This is a genomic window from Paenibacillus melissococcoides, assembly GCA_944800085.1.
GTDB classification, from domain to species: domain Bacteria; phylum Bacillota; class Bacilli; order Paenibacillales; family Paenibacillaceae; genus Paenibacillus_B; species Paenibacillus_B melissococcoides.
In genome coordinates this window covers 280,942-296,832 of the sequence record CALYLO010000009.1, presented here as the reverse complement: position 1 = coordinate 296,832, position 15,891 = coordinate 280,942, and the positions used below count along the sequence as shown (strand labels likewise).

At 54.5% G+C, this 15,891-nt stretch carries 10 protein-coding genes; 5 read left to right on the top strand and 5 right to left on the bottom strand.

Annotated features, from left to right (window positions below):
• The first annotated feature begins 199 nt into the window (after positions 1–199).
• Together OCY70_RS27670 and OCY70_RS27665 are read left to right on the top strand one after the other, a co-directional pair.
• Positions 200–304 carry a DUF6254 family protein gene (locus OCY70_RS27670; protein ID WP_249724493.1) on the top strand — a complete coding sequence of 35 codons (105 nt, stop codon included), beginning with the start codon at positions 200–202 and terminating at the stop codon, positions 302–304.
• A 160-nt stretch (positions 305–464) separates the two neighbouring features.
• Complete coding sequence (locus tag OCY70_RS27665; protein ID WP_213426409.1) at positions 465–689, top strand: hypothetical protein; 225 nt, start codon at positions 465–467, stop codon at positions 687–689.
• 91 nt (positions 690–780) lie between these two features.
• Here the strand turns inward: OCY70_RS27665 and OCY70_RS27660 are convergent, their stop codons facing one another.
• Positions 781–1,170 (bottom strand): tautomerase family protein, encoded by a 390-nt coding sequence (locus OCY70_RS27660; RefSeq protein WP_213426408.1) that lies wholly within the window; start codon positions 1,168–1,170, stop codon positions 781–783.
• A gap of 3 nt (positions 1,171–1,173) precedes the next feature.
• Entirely contained in the window at positions 1,174–1,953 is a 780-nt protein-coding gene (locus tag OCY70_RS27655) for a DeoR/GlpR family DNA-binding transcription regulator (protein ID WP_213426407.1), read from the bottom strand.
• Between the two features lie 350 nt (positions 1,954–2,303).
• On the opposite strand from OCY70_RS27655, the gene iolA reads away from it, so the two are divergent.
• From iolA to fba, 3 genes are read left to right on the top strand one after another with little or no spacing between them, the layout of a single operon-like run.
• A complete protein-coding gene (gene iolA, locus OCY70_RS27650) occupies positions 2,304–3,767 on the top strand; it encodes a methylmalonate-semialdehyde dehydrogenase (RefSeq protein ID WP_213426406.1) in 1,464 nt (487 codons plus the stop codon).
• A gap of 42 nt (positions 3,768–3,809) precedes the next feature.
• Positions 3,810–4,784 (top strand): 5-dehydro-2-deoxygluconokinase, encoded by a 975-nt coding sequence (gene iolC, locus OCY70_RS27645; protein WP_213426405.1) that lies wholly within the window; start codon positions 3,810–3,812, stop codon positions 4,782–4,784.
• A gap of 49 nt (positions 4,785–4,833) precedes the next feature.
• Positions 4,834–5,688: a class II fructose-1,6-bisphosphate aldolase gene (fba, locus tag OCY70_RS27640; RefSeq protein ID WP_213426404.1), complete on the top strand. Its 855-nt coding sequence runs from the start codon at positions 4,834–4,836 to the stop codon at positions 5,686–5,688.
• A gap of 197 nt (positions 5,689–5,885) precedes the next feature.
• Here the strand turns inward: fba and OCY70_RS27635 are convergent, their stop codons facing one another.
• The 3 genes from OCY70_RS27635 to OCY70_RS27625 form a co-directional block, all read right to left on the bottom strand.
• A complete protein-coding gene (locus tag OCY70_RS27635) occupies positions 5,886–7,367 on the bottom strand; it encodes an IS5 family transposase (RefSeq protein ID WP_261945236.1) in 1,482 nt (493 codons plus the stop codon).
• Positions 7,368–7,856: 489 nt separating this feature from the next.
• Positions 7,857–8,354, bottom strand: coding sequence for a YxiF family protein (locus OCY70_RS27630; RefSeq protein ID WP_249725699.1), 498 nt, complete (start codon positions 8,352–8,354; stop codon positions 7,857–7,859).
• On the bottom strand, positions 8,351–15,880 hold the full coding sequence (locus tag OCY70_RS27625) for an RHS repeat-associated core domain-containing protein (RefSeq protein ID WP_261945235.1): 7,530 nt from the start codon (positions 15,878–15,880) through the stop codon (positions 8,351–8,353). Before OCY70_RS27625 ends, OCY70_RS27630 begins: the two co-directional genes overlap by 4 nt.
• Positions 15,881–15,891: the final 11 nt, after the last annotated feature.

Sequence of the window (15,891 nt, the reverse complement as noted above, 5' to 3'; positions counted from 1 at the left end):
TTATACCGGTTCTTCCCCCTGCTGTACCTCCTGACTTTGGCGGGGATAAGGCGGGGCGCCCTGAACCATATTAATGACACATTCGATGGAGAGAGCCCGTCCGGCGAATGCCGATCCGGCCGCTAAGGTTGCGCAGCAAACCATCGAATGACGTATGTTACTGTCCTTATGTTCCATTATCCTGAAGGAGGCTGAGCCGATGACCTCTCCGAAGCACCGGCGTATAAATGCGGACAAAATCCGCAAACAAACTCCGCACTCCCACGGCAAAGTAAAATCGTTCCGCGAGCTGGCCGAGGAGTAGCACGGCAAGGGACAGACATCTCCGGGCGGGATGCCTTGACGGGGATGTCTTCCTCCCCCTCCGCTTTGATAATCAGAAGCAAGATTTCCTGCCTCCAGCGAATGAACGCATCCTTCTTGGGCAAAAATAATAGCAATTATGTGTCAAGGGGATGAGCAAAATGCATACAGCACTGAGTGTCGCTTTCATTACGATCTATATCTTTATGGGCATTACGATATTCAGATCGCTCTTCAAGCTGAAAGCGAAGTCGGAATGCGACGACGAGGCTTCAATTCTCGAATGCGATAAACAGGTCTTTCATTTGTTGACCATGTTCATGGTATGGGGCGTGTCTCTCATTTTTATTATTTGGTATGTGCTGCATTTCTCTTTTCCGAAGTAAAGAATGAAGGGGATTGTATCCAAATAACCGTGATATATGGAAAAACAGAAAAACTCCGTCGCCGGAGTTTTTTGCTTATTTTCATTTTAAATTATAGCTTGCCCGTTAAAAATTGCGCTTCTCCGCGGCCAAAGCTCCAATCCGCCGGTCCGTTTTCCGTAATGGAGATCATCACGTCATCCGGCGATATTCCACAGGCTGACTCCAGCCGTTCCGGTAGCAGCGAGTACAATCGCTCCTTCTGATCGTTCGTTCTCGCTTTGCTGACGATGCTGATAATGACCAGATTCTTGGTGCGCTCGAAGCCCAGGCCCGTATCCTCGATAATCATCTCATGGGCAGGATGCTGATGCACAATCTGATAGCGATCGCTGTGCGGCACATCAAATGCCTCCACCATCGCTTCATGGGCAGCATCCAGCAGTTGTCTCAATTCTTGTTCGTTCCGGCCCTCGATAACATCCAAACGCAGCAATGGCATAAGTCATATCCCCCTTGCACCTGATTCCTGATCCGCCGCAATGACGGCAATTCCATGTTCGTCGCAATACTCTTGATAGTCCTTCTGCAGCGGCTCCGAAGTGATCAGCGTGTCGACTTTGTTGAACGGGGCATAGGTCAACAGCGTCGAGCGCCCGAATTTGGAGGCATCGGCCAGCAAGTAGACCTGCTGTGCCTTATCCACAATCTTCTTCTTAATCTCGTATTCCAAAATATCCGAGTTCGTCAATCCGCTCTCAATCGAAACACCCGTAGCCGCCATAAACGCTTTGTTGATATTGTATTTGTCGAGAATATGCAGACTGTCGTTGCCGACGAACGATTTCGTATCCCGCTTATAGCAATTGCCGACCGTCAAGAGCGTGATAGGCTCCAGATTCGCTGCAGCATTGATAATATCAAGACTGTTCGTCAAAATGGTCAACTTCGGCACCCGCGGCAAATGCTCCACGATACTGCGCGTCGTCGTGCCGGAGTCGATATATATCAATTCATTTCCTTCCACAAATTGAGCCGCGCATTTTGCAATGGCCGTCTTCGCCGATGAATTCGTAATATCCCGGTTCTCAAACGGAATCAGATGGCTGGACATCGAAGTGACGCCGCCATACACCTTCTGGATTGTCCCCTTATCCAAAATATTGTTAATATCGCGGCGAATCGTGTTTTTCGAAATATTGAAGTGCTCGCACAGCTCGTCCAACGAGGCTGTTCCCACCGAATGGATATAGTCTTCGATATCCTGCAGCCGTTTCTCCCGCATCGGCTCCTCCCCCTTATTCATTTACGAAAAATATAACACATAACCAAAAGTTAATCAACAGTTACCAAATCAGATAGTGAATACTCACATTAAGATTGATTTTGCGGTTCAATTTAACCATAAAATAACCAAGAAAGTGATTGACAACTACTCATATCAGGACTAATATGTACTCGAAAGATGACCAAGAAATGATACGAGTTCATCAAAATCATAACAACATTTACAAGCCACAATACAAAGGCATTTGAGATCATTTTGTTTTGCACCTAATTCGAAAGCGCCTTCTTTTTTGATGGAGCTGTCGGTTTCTTGGAAATCTTTGATCTGCAATACGGAGGAGGAGCACCATGAACGAGATCAGAAGATTCAAGAACTACATCAACGGCGAATGGGTAGAGAGCAGCACGTCCCAGTATGAAAGCGTAATTAATCCGGCCACCAAGGAAGTGATAGCGCAGGTTCCGCTGTCGACGAGAGCCGAATTGGATGCGGCGGCAGCCGCTGCGGCGAAGGCATTCGAGGAATGGAAAAATGTAGCCGTTCCCCGCCGGGCCCGAATTCTTTTCCGCTACCAACAGTTGCTCATTGAACATCGGGAAGAGCTGGCGCGCCTGATTACGATCGAAAACGGCAAAAACCTTACGGAAGCGCGCGGCGAGGTGCAGCGCGGTATTGAAAATGTCGAGTTCGCCGCCGGAGCGCCCACGCTGATGATGGGAGATTCTCTCTCCTCCATCGCGACGGATGTAGAAGCGGTGAACTACCGGTATCCGATCGGCGTCATTGGCGGCATCGCCCCGTTCAACTTCCCGATGATGGTCCCGTGCTGGATGTTCCCGATGGCGATCGCGCTTGGCAATACGTTCATCCTCAAGCCTTCCGAGCGAACGCCGCTCCTGACGGAGAAATTGGTCGAGCTGTTCACGGAAGCCGGGCTGCCAAAAGGCGTATTCAACGTTGTCTATGGCGCGCATGACGTGGTGAACGGCATCCTGGAGCATCCTGCTGTCAAAGCCGTATCCTTCGTCGGCTCCAAGCCGGTAGGCGAATATGTGTATAAAAAAGGAAGCGAGAACCTGAAGCGCGTACAAGCGTTGACCGGAGCGAAAAACCATACCATTGTGCTGAAGGATGCGAATCTGGAAGAGACGGTGACGAATGTCATCTCCGCTGCCTTCGGATCGGCCGGCGAACGATGCATGGCTTGCGCCGTCGTTACGGTAGAGGAAGATATCGCCGACGAGTTCATCGAGCTGCTGCGCGAACGTGCGGCGGGCATCAAGATCGGCAACGGCCTCGAAGACGGCGTGTTCCTCGGTCCCGTTATCCGCGAGGAAAATCTGAAGCGGACCCATCAATATATCGAGAAAGGAATCGAGGAAGGCGCTAATCTTCTGTGCGACGGCCGCGAATCGGTTTCGGAGGACGGTTATTTTGTCGGGCCGACCATTTTCGACCATGTCACGACCGAGATGACGATTTGGAAGGAAGAGATTTTTGCTCCGGTGCTGTCGATCATTCGCGTCAAAAATCTAAAGGAAGCGATCGAGATCGCCAATCAATCGGAGTTCGCCAACGGGGCGTGCCTGTTCACGACCAATGCGTCCGCCATCCGGTATTTCCGCGAGAATATCGATGCCGGAATGCTCGGGATCAATCTGGGCGTTCCTGCGCCGATGGCCTTCTTCCCGTTCTCGGGCTGGAAATCGTCGTTCTACGGCACCTTGCACGCGAACGGCAAAGACAGCGTCGATTTCTATACGAGAAAGAAAGTCGTGACGGCACGGTATCCAAAACCTGCATTTGAATAATGCCGGTTCTGCATTTTAAGATCAAAAAAAGGAGTCCTTGCTATGCCTCATGCCATGGATAACACCAAGAAGTACGATATTATCGCCATTGGTCGCGCCTGTCTTGATTTGAATGCAGTGGAATATAACCGTCCGATGGAAGAGACGATGACATTCTCCAAATATGTCGGCGGCTCCCCCGCGAACATCGCGATCGGAAGCGCCAAGCTGGGTTTGAAAGCCGGCTTCATCGGCAAAATTCCCGACGACCAGCACGGGCGGTTCATTCGAAATTACATGTCCGGGGCGGGCGTCGATACTTCCCATATGGTGGTCGATACGGAAGGCCGCAAAGCCGGACTGGCATTCACCGAGATTAAAAGCCCGGAAGAATGCAGCATTCTGATGTACCGCGACAACGTGGCCGATTTGTATTTGAAGCCCGAAGAAGTGAGCGAAGCTTATATTCAGCAAGCGAAGACGCTGCTGGTGTCCGGCACGGCGCTTGCGCAAAGCCCGTCCCGGGAAGCGGTCCTGCAAGCGATTCATTATGCCAAGAAGCATCAGATCGAGATTATCTTCGAATTGGATTACCGCCCTTATACGTGGACATCGGTCCACGAGACATCCGTGTACTATACGCTGGTCGCGGAGCAAGCGGATATCGTCATCGGAACGCGGGACGAGTTCGACGTAATGGAGAACCGCAAGGGCGAGAATGAAGCGACGGTTCAATATCTGTTCCGGCACAAGCCGAAGCTGATCGTCATCAAGCACGGCGTGGAAGGCTCCTATGCGTATACGAAATCCGGCGAGGTGTACCGCGGACGAGCCTATAAGAGCAAGGTGCTGAAAACATTCGGCGCAGGGGATTCCTATGCCGCGGCCTTCCTCTACGCCCTGCTGTCCGGCAAAGATATTGAAACCGCTCTCCAATACGGCAGCGCTTCGGCAGCGATTGTCGTCAGCAGGCACAGTTCCTCCGAAGCGATGCCATCGGTTGAGGAGATTGAAGCGCTTATCCGTGCCAACGCGTAATCAGAAAGAGCCTTTCGGAGACTATATATAGGCAAAGAGGGGAACAAGAATGACATTCGTACCGATGACAGAGATGCTGCAACGCGCTCTGAAGGAAAACTATGCCGTAGGGCAGTTCAATATCAACGGTCTGCTGTGGGTTCAAGCCATTTTGCAGGCGGCGGAGGAAGCCCGGTCTCCTGTCATATTGGCGGCCTCCGATCGCTTGATCGAGTATCTGGGCGGATTCGCCGCCATCGCATCCATGGTGAAAGCGGTGAAGGAAGAACTGGAGATTACCGTGCCGGTCGCGCTTCATCTCGATCATGGCTCCAGCTTCTCCCGCTGCGTGCAAGCGATTGATGCCGGGTTCAGCTCGGTCATGTATGACGGCTCCCACCTGCCGATTCAAGACAATATTGCCAATACCCAAAAGGTAACCGCTTACGCCCATGCTCACGGCGTATCCGTCGAGGCTGAGGTCGGCTCGGTCGGAGGAATGGAGGACGGACTCGTCGGCGGGATACGGTATGCCGATCTGTCCGAATGCGAGCGCCTGGTCAGAGAGGCCGGCGTCGATGCCCTCGCCCCCGCGCTCGGCTCCGTTCACGGCAAGTATCATGGCGAGCCCGTGCTCGGCTTCAAGGAAATGCAAGCCATTGCGGAAGCGGTACGCATTCCGCTCGTGCTTCACGGCGCATCCGGCATTCCCCTTCCGCAATTGAAGCGGGCGATTGACCTGGGACATGCCAAAGTGAACTACAATACGGAGCTGGTGACGGCTTGGGCCGAAGCAGTCAGAACGGTGATGGAAGAGAACCCGGCTCTGTGCGAGCCTAGAGCTATCATGATGCCTGCCAAGGAAGCGCTGGTTGCCAAAGTGAAAGAAAAGATAAACGAACTGGGCTCCGCCGGCAAAGCGTAGCTTCCTGTCTCTCGCCCTCTCCCCGCACCAAATTCGGAAGCCGGCCTTGCAGGACGGATCGGGCAGCAAAAAAACACCCTTTTGGGGTGTTTTTTTGTGCTGCGCATGCCTGCGATTCTATTGAAGGGGCCGTTGAATTACCGCACTTCAACAGGCATCTCTCCATCATAATTAGGGCTTGCTGAACATATTGCCTTTTAGGCCCACAGAGGCTGACGGCACAGATTCAGCAGCAGTCTGAAAATCGGCAAAAAGAGAACGCGCAGCTTGCGTTCGAGATTCATAACAAGCAGTTGCAGGGCAATGACCGTTTCGCTTGTCTCTCGAAGGCGTGCTCGAATACGCCCCAGTCCGTAGGAGCGTTTGCCTTCTCCGAATTTTCCTTCGATTGCGTTACGCATTGAAGCATCCTGTCTGGCCTGGTTCCGATCGGGTTCCGCTTCTTTCTTCGGACGCCCTAAGTTTGGACCACTCAAACGGATGCCGTGCTCCTTACAATAGCGAAGGTTCTCCCGATTTCGGTAGATTTGGTCGGCTAGAATGGCTTCCGGATAACACCCATATCGCTGGACGAACGACTCCACGGAAGCTTTCAGTGTCATGCTTTCGTTGAAGTTATCCCAGGACAGCTTCTCCATTCGAGCGTAACCGTCCACCAGACTGATCGCCAGCTTTGCCCCAAACTCGACGGGAGCATTCACTTTCCCGCGTACAATCGGCCGTACATGCGGTTGGGAAAGACTGACGATTCGATCTTCCACCGAGTGTGTCCGTTTGTCGTACATCTCTTGTTGTTGACGATACAGCTCGGAAATGACGAGCAATTGCCGATACTGCTGCGAACCCAGTTGATTCAAGCTGCTTTTCGCTCCCAGCATTTCGATGATGCGAAGATTACGCGAAACATAACGAAGCTGTTTGCCAACCGCTTTCCGGATGGATTTGGCACCCGTTCGCCGTTTCTTGGCGATCTCGAGGTAGCGTTTGCGGGCAGTTTGACGATACGTTCTCGGTTTCTTGGCCTTCCCGACGAAAGGCTCGTGCAGAACATCGATGATCGCTTCGAGTTTTTCCCGCGCCTCGTTCAATAATTTCAAATCGGTCGGATAGGAGATGTCGGCCGGTGCGCAGGTCGCGTCGAGCATCAAGGTGCCTTTGTTGCATGGTTTCTCTTTGCTTTTGCCGTCTTCATTAACGGATGTTCCATCAGAACCATGGCCGCTGCCTGGAGGATCTTGAGGATCGCTCTTGTTTTGTTCCTGCTTCTTTCGCTCTGCGTCCTCTTCCAAAATCCAATCGTTGATTTGTCCAATGACATCCGCACCCAATCGCTTGCGGAAATGGGTCAACAGCGAGTGATGGAACGGAGGCTTGTCTTGGAACGCCGGCAACCCAAGAAAGTACTGGTAGTACGGATTTTCGGTGATCTGCTGGACCGTCTCTCGATCATCGAGCTGCATACGTTCCTGAATGTACAGCGCTCCCAAAGCCATACGAACAGACAAAGGGATCTGACCGCGCATTGATTTCTTGAACGACTTCGCGTAGAATTCTTCTGCCCGCCACCACGGGATGATAGCGGCCAGTTGAACCCAACGGTTCTCCTTATTCAATTTACCGCCAAACGGCAAGTAGAAATCTTCGAACAACTGAAGCTGGCTTTCGGTTCTACGATACATGTCGGCTCACTCCACGTGCACGATTTTTTTCAAGAAATTCGCATTTTCCTTGCATTTTATTTCGAGTTAGAGTCCAGAAATCCTTGTAAAACCTTAGAAAAATGATTGTTCAGCAAACCCTATATTAGAGGGCAGGTGGCTAGCCTTTCACACATGTCCTTCCCGTTGTTAGAAAACTCTTAATCGACTCCCGACACTCTTTATGGTCGTCTTATCCCACACAAAAGTTGAGGTCATATCTCTTTCACCATATCCATCGTTCTATGTACGTACATTGTTGCAATCATATTTGAAAAAACTGCAAGAAAACGAAGATAACAAAAAACAGGTCTTTTATGGTGGTATCTGACCATAATTGACCTGTTTCGTGTAACGCTATTACGTTAAATAGGGATACTTTTTCCAGACATTCTGTACGTACATCTTGATTCGTGAAAATATTATACTGATAGAACAAAGGTTATGTTGGTAGTGATGAGAAAAGGTGTTTTATTCGGCACTGGGTAGCCCCCATATGCTAAGTTCATAATGATATTCTGTCCTTTCGATACATATTCCAAAATGTAAATCATCAGCAACCAATATGAAATCTGCATATCCTGTAGCAAATTTTGTTAATTTAAGTATCTCTTCCAAGTTTCTAAATACTTCATTAACATTAAGTTTGACTGCCTCGATTTCTTGTTCACCGAAAAAGAAAACCCTACCCTCCTTGCTTAATGTGTCAGTTGTTAACTGAATATTTCTTAACGTTTGCACGGATTTATTGATATTTTCCTCATAATTCATCCCTTGTAATATTATCTTGTTCCTAATACTGCTCAATTTTAAAAACACTTGTTTACAAAACAAGTCATTTTCCTCAATTTCCAGAAGCGGGTCTGTTGGAAGTTTCATAAAATCCAATTCTTTTATTACGTTGTTTCTTCGGTTCTTCCTTTTTAAGAACTCCATTTTTTTCATTCTGTCGTCTTTCAAAATAATCACCTTTTCTTAGGCTTACCTTTCTTTTTATACCCCTCGAAATCCTCTGGTGAGTGTCCAGGATATTGATTGTATCTTCCTCTTTCTAACGGGCTTCCTTTTAAATCATCTGCACCATGGAAGTGAGGGCCTCGACCAAATTTATCATCCCTATGTTCAATAATGTATTTTTTCTTGCCATCAACTTCAAATTCGTATACCCACCTATTTTCACTTGTTCCATCATGAACATATACAGGTTTTTTATGTTGAGCTGAATTAGGAATGCCCGCTCTTCTTTTTGCATCTCGAAATGCCCCATTTCGGGTTAATATCTTATCAACATCTCCCGTCCCCTCATAAGGCCCTTCCTTCTTACCGCCACCACCGCAACCAACATTCTGGCTGCTATACCCGCTCGGGTCCACATACCTTATGGGGTTGTTGCCCACGTACGCGTACAGGTTCAGGCCGTCGCCGCGGTACTCGTCCTCCTGGGTGAACCGGGCAATGACCGGGTTGTAGAACCGCGCGCGCAGGTAATATTGCTGCGTGACAGGGTCGAACTGCTCGCCCGCGTAGCGGAAGCGGTTCGGGATGCCTTCGGTGGCGGACAAGGTATGGCCGAAGGCGTCGTACTCGTAGCTGTTGACGATGCCGCCCAGACGGTTCGTGATGTGCACGACGTCGCCGTGCTGGTTGTTCAGGTAGTAGTAGGCATCTCCACGACCATCCACCTGCGCGAGCAATTCATGGCCGCGCACATAGGAGGCCTTGGCGTTCCATTCCTCGTCCAGCTCGTTCACCATATTCCAGCCGTCGAACACGAAGCGGCTGGTGACGCCGTTCTCGCATATGACGCTGCGCAGCCCTTCCGGGTCATATTCATGACGGACATAGCTGCCGTCCGGCTTCTCGACCTGCGCGGTCCGGTTGAACGCGTCATAGGCATAGGTCGTGGTGCCGCTGCCAGAGTGCTCGGAGAGCAAATTGCCCTGGTGGTCGTACTCGAACTCGGTACGGCTGCCGTCGTCCTCGACCAGCGACAGCAGACGGTTGCGGCTGTCGTAGGCATAGCTTGTGGCATGTCCGTCCAGCACGCGGCGGATGCGGTTCCCGGCCGGGTCGTAGCTGTACGACTCCTGGGCGCCGCTGCCATAATCCACTTCCCGCAAGCGGTTCAAGGGATCATAGCTGTATAGGGTAAGCTGATGATGCTCCATCTTGGCAATCTGGTTGCCGTTATTGTCATAGCTGTACGTATGGCGCATCAGTTCCCGGCCGTCTTGGCCGGCCGCCCGCAGACTCGTCATCTGGCCATCCCGGTCATAGCCGTATTCGACGCTGATCCCGCTTCCGTACAGAATGGAACCGATGCGGTTGCCTTCGCCATAGCGGTACTGTGCGAGACGTTCCCGGCCCTGCAGCACTTCCTGGATACGACCTATTTTATCATAGCGATATTCCGTATGTCTGCCTGCGGCATCGGTCAATCCGGTAACCTGTCCGTCCGGGTCATAGCGGAATTCGAGCACTTTGCGCGCACCCGGAACCGCGGCCTCCGGCTCAAGCGCATCCATCGGATGCCAAGATTGAGGTGCTGCCGCTCCATTCGCTCCGGGACTGGTCAGCGGGTCCGCGAACGGAGGCGCCCCGGCCCACTCGCCCTTGCGGCGGATTCCAAGCGGCGGTTCGCTTGTATACTTCGCCGCCAGCCTGCCGTCCGGCGTATACGTATAGTCATACCGCATCCGATCATTCACGGCGGTTCGCAGCGTGCCGTCCTCGTTGTACACATAGATTTCTTCCGCGCCTCCCGCGGCTTCTCTGCGCTTTACCAGTTGGTCGTCGAAGTTGTACGCATACTCGATAACGCGCTCGTTGCGATCGATCTGCCGCGTCAGCCGGCCCTGGCGGTCGTACTGGTACACCATGCGCTGTTGGGACGGATCCTCCACCTCCGCCAGCTTGCCCAGACTGTTGTAGCGGTACAAGGTCGTATGGCCGTTGGCGTCCGTGGAGCTGATGATATTTCCTGCACGGTCGTAGCTGTACCGCTCTTCGGTTCCATCCGCACGGGTGAGTACCCGGATGTTGCCCCATGCGTCCAGGCTGTGGTGCGTCCTGTTCCCTTCGCCGTCCACGATGCCGGTAATATTGCCGAGCGCGTCGTACGTGTACTCCTGGCTGACCTTGCCCCGGGCCGCAGCCTCCGCGGTGCGGATCTGCTTCACCCGGCCGCCGATCGTATACGTATAGTCCACGCCAATGCCTTCGCTCAGCTTTCGAATCAACTCGCCCGCCTGATTATAACGGTTCTGCTCCACGATCTGACCGCAGGCATCGCGAACCTCGATCAGCCGGTTCTGCGCATCATACCGATAGGTCGTGCCATCGCCGTCATCCGTAAGCGGATTATACTGGTTCGGCGATACCCGCTTGATGAGCTGTCCCGTCTTGTCATAGAACAGGCGCGTCGTCTCGCCCCGTTTGCCTGTCGTGCGGATGAGGCGGTTCATCAGATCATAGCCGTAGGCCGTGCGGTTGCCGTTCGTATCCGTCTCTTCCAGCACGTTGCCCGCCCGGTCATACTTGAAGTAGACGCTCCGCGCCTTGCTGTCCTTGCGTTCCCGCCGGCTAATCTGACTGATGCGATCGGCCCGATCGTAGCTGATCTCGGTCTCATAGCCTTCGGGCGTGACCAGCTTGATCATATTGCCGTTCCGGTCATAGCGATAGGAGGTCGCGGCGGCGATTTTGTCCTCGCTTCCGTTGAACGTATGGCCATCAGCGAGATCCTCCGCATCGATCAGATCGATCTTGCGTTCAAGCAGCCCGACCTCGTTGTACTCATAGCGGGTGATCTGTTCCTTCCGCTCGCTCAGCTTCCGACGCTCGGACGTAACCTGATTCAGGCAGTCGTAGGTGTAGCGAATCTCGGCTCCTGTATCATCCTCGATTAGAATGACCCGGCCCAGCTTGTCATGCCGGTAACGGATGCGATGGTACCGGCTCGCATATCCGGTCGCCCTGACATGCTCCGCCGTCCGCCGCTCCTCCACGAGGCGGCCCGCCAGGTCATACCGGTACAAGGTGAGCCTGTACCGAATCTCCCCGCCTTCGGCTTCAACAGGCTCCCGCTTCTCGATCAACCAGCCGGCCCGGTTGTAGGCATAGAGCGTGCCGAAGCGCTCTTCATCGGTCTCCGCGCTAAGCCATCCGCGGGCATCGATTATCTTCACTACTCTTCCTTCGCTGTCATAGAGGAAGCGCTTGATGACATGGCCCTCCGGATCGGTAATCTGAACGAGACGGTTCATCGCATCGTAGGCATATTCGGTGCCCGGACCGTCATCGGTCCCGGGATCATACCGTTCCGGATCGATCGTCTTGATGATATTGCCGACGGCATCGTACTTCGTGCGGGCGATGCCTCCGTCCGGGAACAAGGTCCGGATGCATCGGTTCCGGTGATCGTACTCATATTCGACCCCGGCCCCGTCATCTGCCGCCCGGCTATATTCGTTCGGATGGACGGCCTTCACCAGATTGTCATGGATATCGTACATGACCCGCTGCTCGTTCTGCATCGGATCCGTCGTCCGAATGAGCCGGTCCATAAAGTCATAACGATATTCCGTCCCGATGCCGTTGCCCAATCGTTCCACATATTCGTTCGGCAGCACTTTTTTGATCAAATTGCCCATCGGATCATAGAACAGCGCCGTCGTGTTCCCGGCCGCGTCGGTGATGCGCGTCCGCTGGTTCAGCACATTGTAGGCGATCTCCACCGTGCCGTACGAGGTCGTAATGCTCGTCATCCGGGCCGCGGCGTCATAGCCGTACCGGAACTGCTGGCCTTCCGCATCCTGTACGAGGGTCGGCGCATCCGTATGCTTGACCTCATGCCGGAACGTTGTCGCTTGGCCCATCGGATCGAAGCGGCGGATCAGCCGGCCGCGCTCATCATACTCATAAGCGGTGACGGCCTCGTTCGTCTCGTCGATCCGGACTCGTTCCTCCAGCAGATTGCCCCGGGCATCGTAGACGTAACGGGTCTCGCTGCCGCCGGTCGTCGCCGTGCGAATCCGGTTCCCGTCTTCGTCGTACTGGTGCTCTACCTTCGTGCCGTCAGGCCGAATCTCCTCCAGCATATGGCCATAGGCATCGTACACCCAGCGCGTGACGGCGCCGTTGGAGGCCGTGTGGCTGTCCTTGTTCTGCCAGACATCGTAGGTGTAAGCTTCCTGCGTGCCGTCATCGTAGTGCACTTCCGTAACCAAATAATCGCGGTTGTATTTGTACGTCTCCACGACTCCGGTGGCATGAAACGTAAAGGTCGTCATCCGGGCCCGCTCATCGTAGACGATGTCGGTTACATGGCCCTCGCCGTCATACTGGCGAATGACCCGATCGGCGCGGTCATACTCATTGCGCACATAGGTATGGCCATTCTGATCGGTAATCGAAGTGAGACGCCCTTCGCTGTCATAGGCATACGTGACCTCGCCCTTGTTCGGGTAGGTTACCCCGGCCAGCAGATCTCCCGCATACCGGTATTGGACCGTGCGCCCGATGTTGTCCGTGATTGCCGCGAGCTTGCCGTTCCTGAAGGTAAAAGCAAGCTCCTTGCCGCCTGGCGTCGTCAACGAGCGCAGGCCTTGATCGTCATATTCCAGCGCCGTGCGGTTGCCGTTGCCGTCGCTGAACGAGAGCAGCCGTCCGGTCGCCCCGTCATACACATACGTGTATCGTTGATGCTTGACGACATATCTGCCTCTGTTCGGCTCCTCGACTAACCGGTAATCAAGGGCGCCCGACCGTTCATTGCGCCATTCGCCATCCTGGAGGACGAAGCTCTCATAGTGGCCGTCCATGCAGATAAGGAAAGCCCGATCCTCCACCCGGGTCAGCGAGCTCTCCAGGGAACTGATCCAGCCTTTGCCCAGCATGCCCACGAACGGGTTATGCGAGTTGAAGCTGCGCGTCAGCTCCAACGTATCGCCGATATCGTGCACCACCAGATCGGTCGCCTGCAGATAGAAGCGGCCTTTGGCGACATCAATCGGGTCTCCCTTCGTCACCAGATTTCCGACATTGCTCACAATGGATCTTTTCAACTGATCCAAAAAGGTCTCCTTATCGATGGTCCCGGTCTGCAGAAGCTGAATCGCCGAACCCCCGGCCACATCCCCGGCGACGGACGCGCCGTAGCGGCCGAGCCGGCTCCTTCTTCCCAGAAAGGAGAACGACGCGCCGAATACGCTGCTTACCGCATTGTTCAGGACATTCACATCGCCGGAATTGCTGATATCGAGCGCGCTTGAAGCCACGAAGCTGGCCCCGTAGCGGCCGGTGAACTGGGTAAGCGGACCGGCCCCGCACGGAATGCCCTTCAACACCCCGGCCGAGAGCGTTCCGGCCAAAGCCCCGTCATAGAAGCTCTTCATATAATGCCCGGCCATCGCTTTCCAACTGAAGGTGCCGTCCAATGGCTGGTACGGATCAAATAACGCCGTCACCCCCGCACTCATCGCCCCGCCGGTCACTCCGCCTGTCAGGACGGTCGTGCCTCCGAGTATAAAGCCCCCGCCCAGCACGGAGATGGAGACCGAGCCGTATTTGACAATATTGTACAGCTCCTCGTCGCCGCCGAGCACCGTGTCCCGCATGAAATTGTAGGATTTGCTCAGATCGCCCACCTGCGCCTTGGCGAAGTCCTCCCGGCCCTCGGCGATCTCGCTCGCGCCCACGACGGCCGAGACGGCGCCTGCGGCGCCGACGATAAGCGGCAGGGCGGCCCCTCCGGTCGCCACCGTCGCCGCCGCGACCGCGACAACGCCGACCACCAAGGCGATGGCGCCGAACCCGAACTTGCTCTTCGCCGCCTCCGCCTTGGCGATGCACGCCTCGCGATAGGCCAGCGCCTGATCGTTGACCTCCTTCATCAGCTTGGCGTCCTCGGCCAGCTGCGCGCTGTCATCAAACGTCTCGGCAGGCGGTTCGCCAGGCTCGCCCAGATAGATAATCTTCGCTCCTTGAACATAGGTCGAATCCTGTATCGCGATCGCATGGGCCGGATCGACGTGTTCCCCCGGACTCCGGCTGATGAACACATCTTCCCCCGCCGAGATCGAGATTCGCTTCGGCACGGCCGCAGCCGCTTCCGCCGCAGCGCTCTCGCTTGCCCCGATCGCCACAGCGGATGCGGCGCGAAGGTACAGATCGGTGTCCGCAGCGATCTCGACGGCGCCGTCCCCGGACAACCGCACCTTGATACTGCCCTCGTCATTGGCGCTGAAGACGACATCCTGTCCGGTCAGCTTCATTTCCTTGCCCGTATCATTTGTTAAGGACCGCACCTTCGGGTCGGACTGTTTATGCCCGTACTTGCCCTCCTCGCCTCCTTGTCTCACCGAGCCGATCGCAATGGCTTCTCTCTCATTGATCGTCGGGAAATGCAGCTTGACGCCCGATCCCGGCTTCGGCATCAGGTACGAGATCTGGTTGTCGATCCCCGTCGAATAAGGGAACCAGCAAGTATTGCCCTCCGCCTTGGCGGAATCGATGGCAAGGTGCACCCGGATGCGGTTGCGCGAGATGGCGGTGATGGTCCCGTCCAGCGACAAGCCTTGAATCCGCGGATTGGACTGATAGCCTTGTCGGACGCCATCGGCGGTGCAAAATGTATACGTATGGCACAGAAGGCCGTCCCGCACGGCTGTATTGGCGGCACGAATGACGAACGGCCTCCGGGCGAAGCTGACGCGTCCCCCGAGCGGAAGCCAGAGCGGCGTGTCGATCTCGAAGCTGATGAAGTCGGTCTCCTGCAGCTCCGGATTCTCGTTCGTCCGCGCCAGCAGACCGCGTCGGAAGTCGTTCCGGATGACATATTGGGCATCGCTAACAGCGACCGGTTCCCGATCCTCGGTTACGCCAAGCGAGAAGCGGGCGCTCCCCGAAGCCGCATCCGGCACCACGACGGCCCCGAAATGCGAAGCCAGCCGCTTGACGAACTGCCAATCGGTCTCGTCATACTGCATGATAAGCCCGTCAATCCGGGCATGGTTCGTCGCATGATCCTGCATATTGGCATGCGGATAGTCCTGCAGCACCTGCTCAATTACATCGGCATAGGTCATATCGACCCGCTGGAACGAGCGCCGTTTGCGCTCGATGTCCATCGCCCACGTATAGGAACAGGCTTCAACCTGCAGCGTGTACACACCGCGCACGCACTGGATATCCAATCGGCGAATCAGGCCTTGGAACAACACGTCTCCTTGCCGGCTCCCGCCGGCCGGTTCGCTGATGCCCGGTTCACTGCTGTTCGGTTCGCCGCTATCCTCCACTTCCTCCAGCTCCCGATAGACGATAATCGGCGATCCTTGCCCCAGCTCATGAATATAACTGTCCTTCTTCTCTTCCGGGATAATGGCGCTGAACTGAAGCTGGATATGCTCATTGACCTCTCGCGTTAAGACAAGCCCGGTCAGGCGTTGAAGCTCAACCGGGAGCTCGAGGATTACTCCCCCGTATCGTATCCTCATCCTCTTCCATC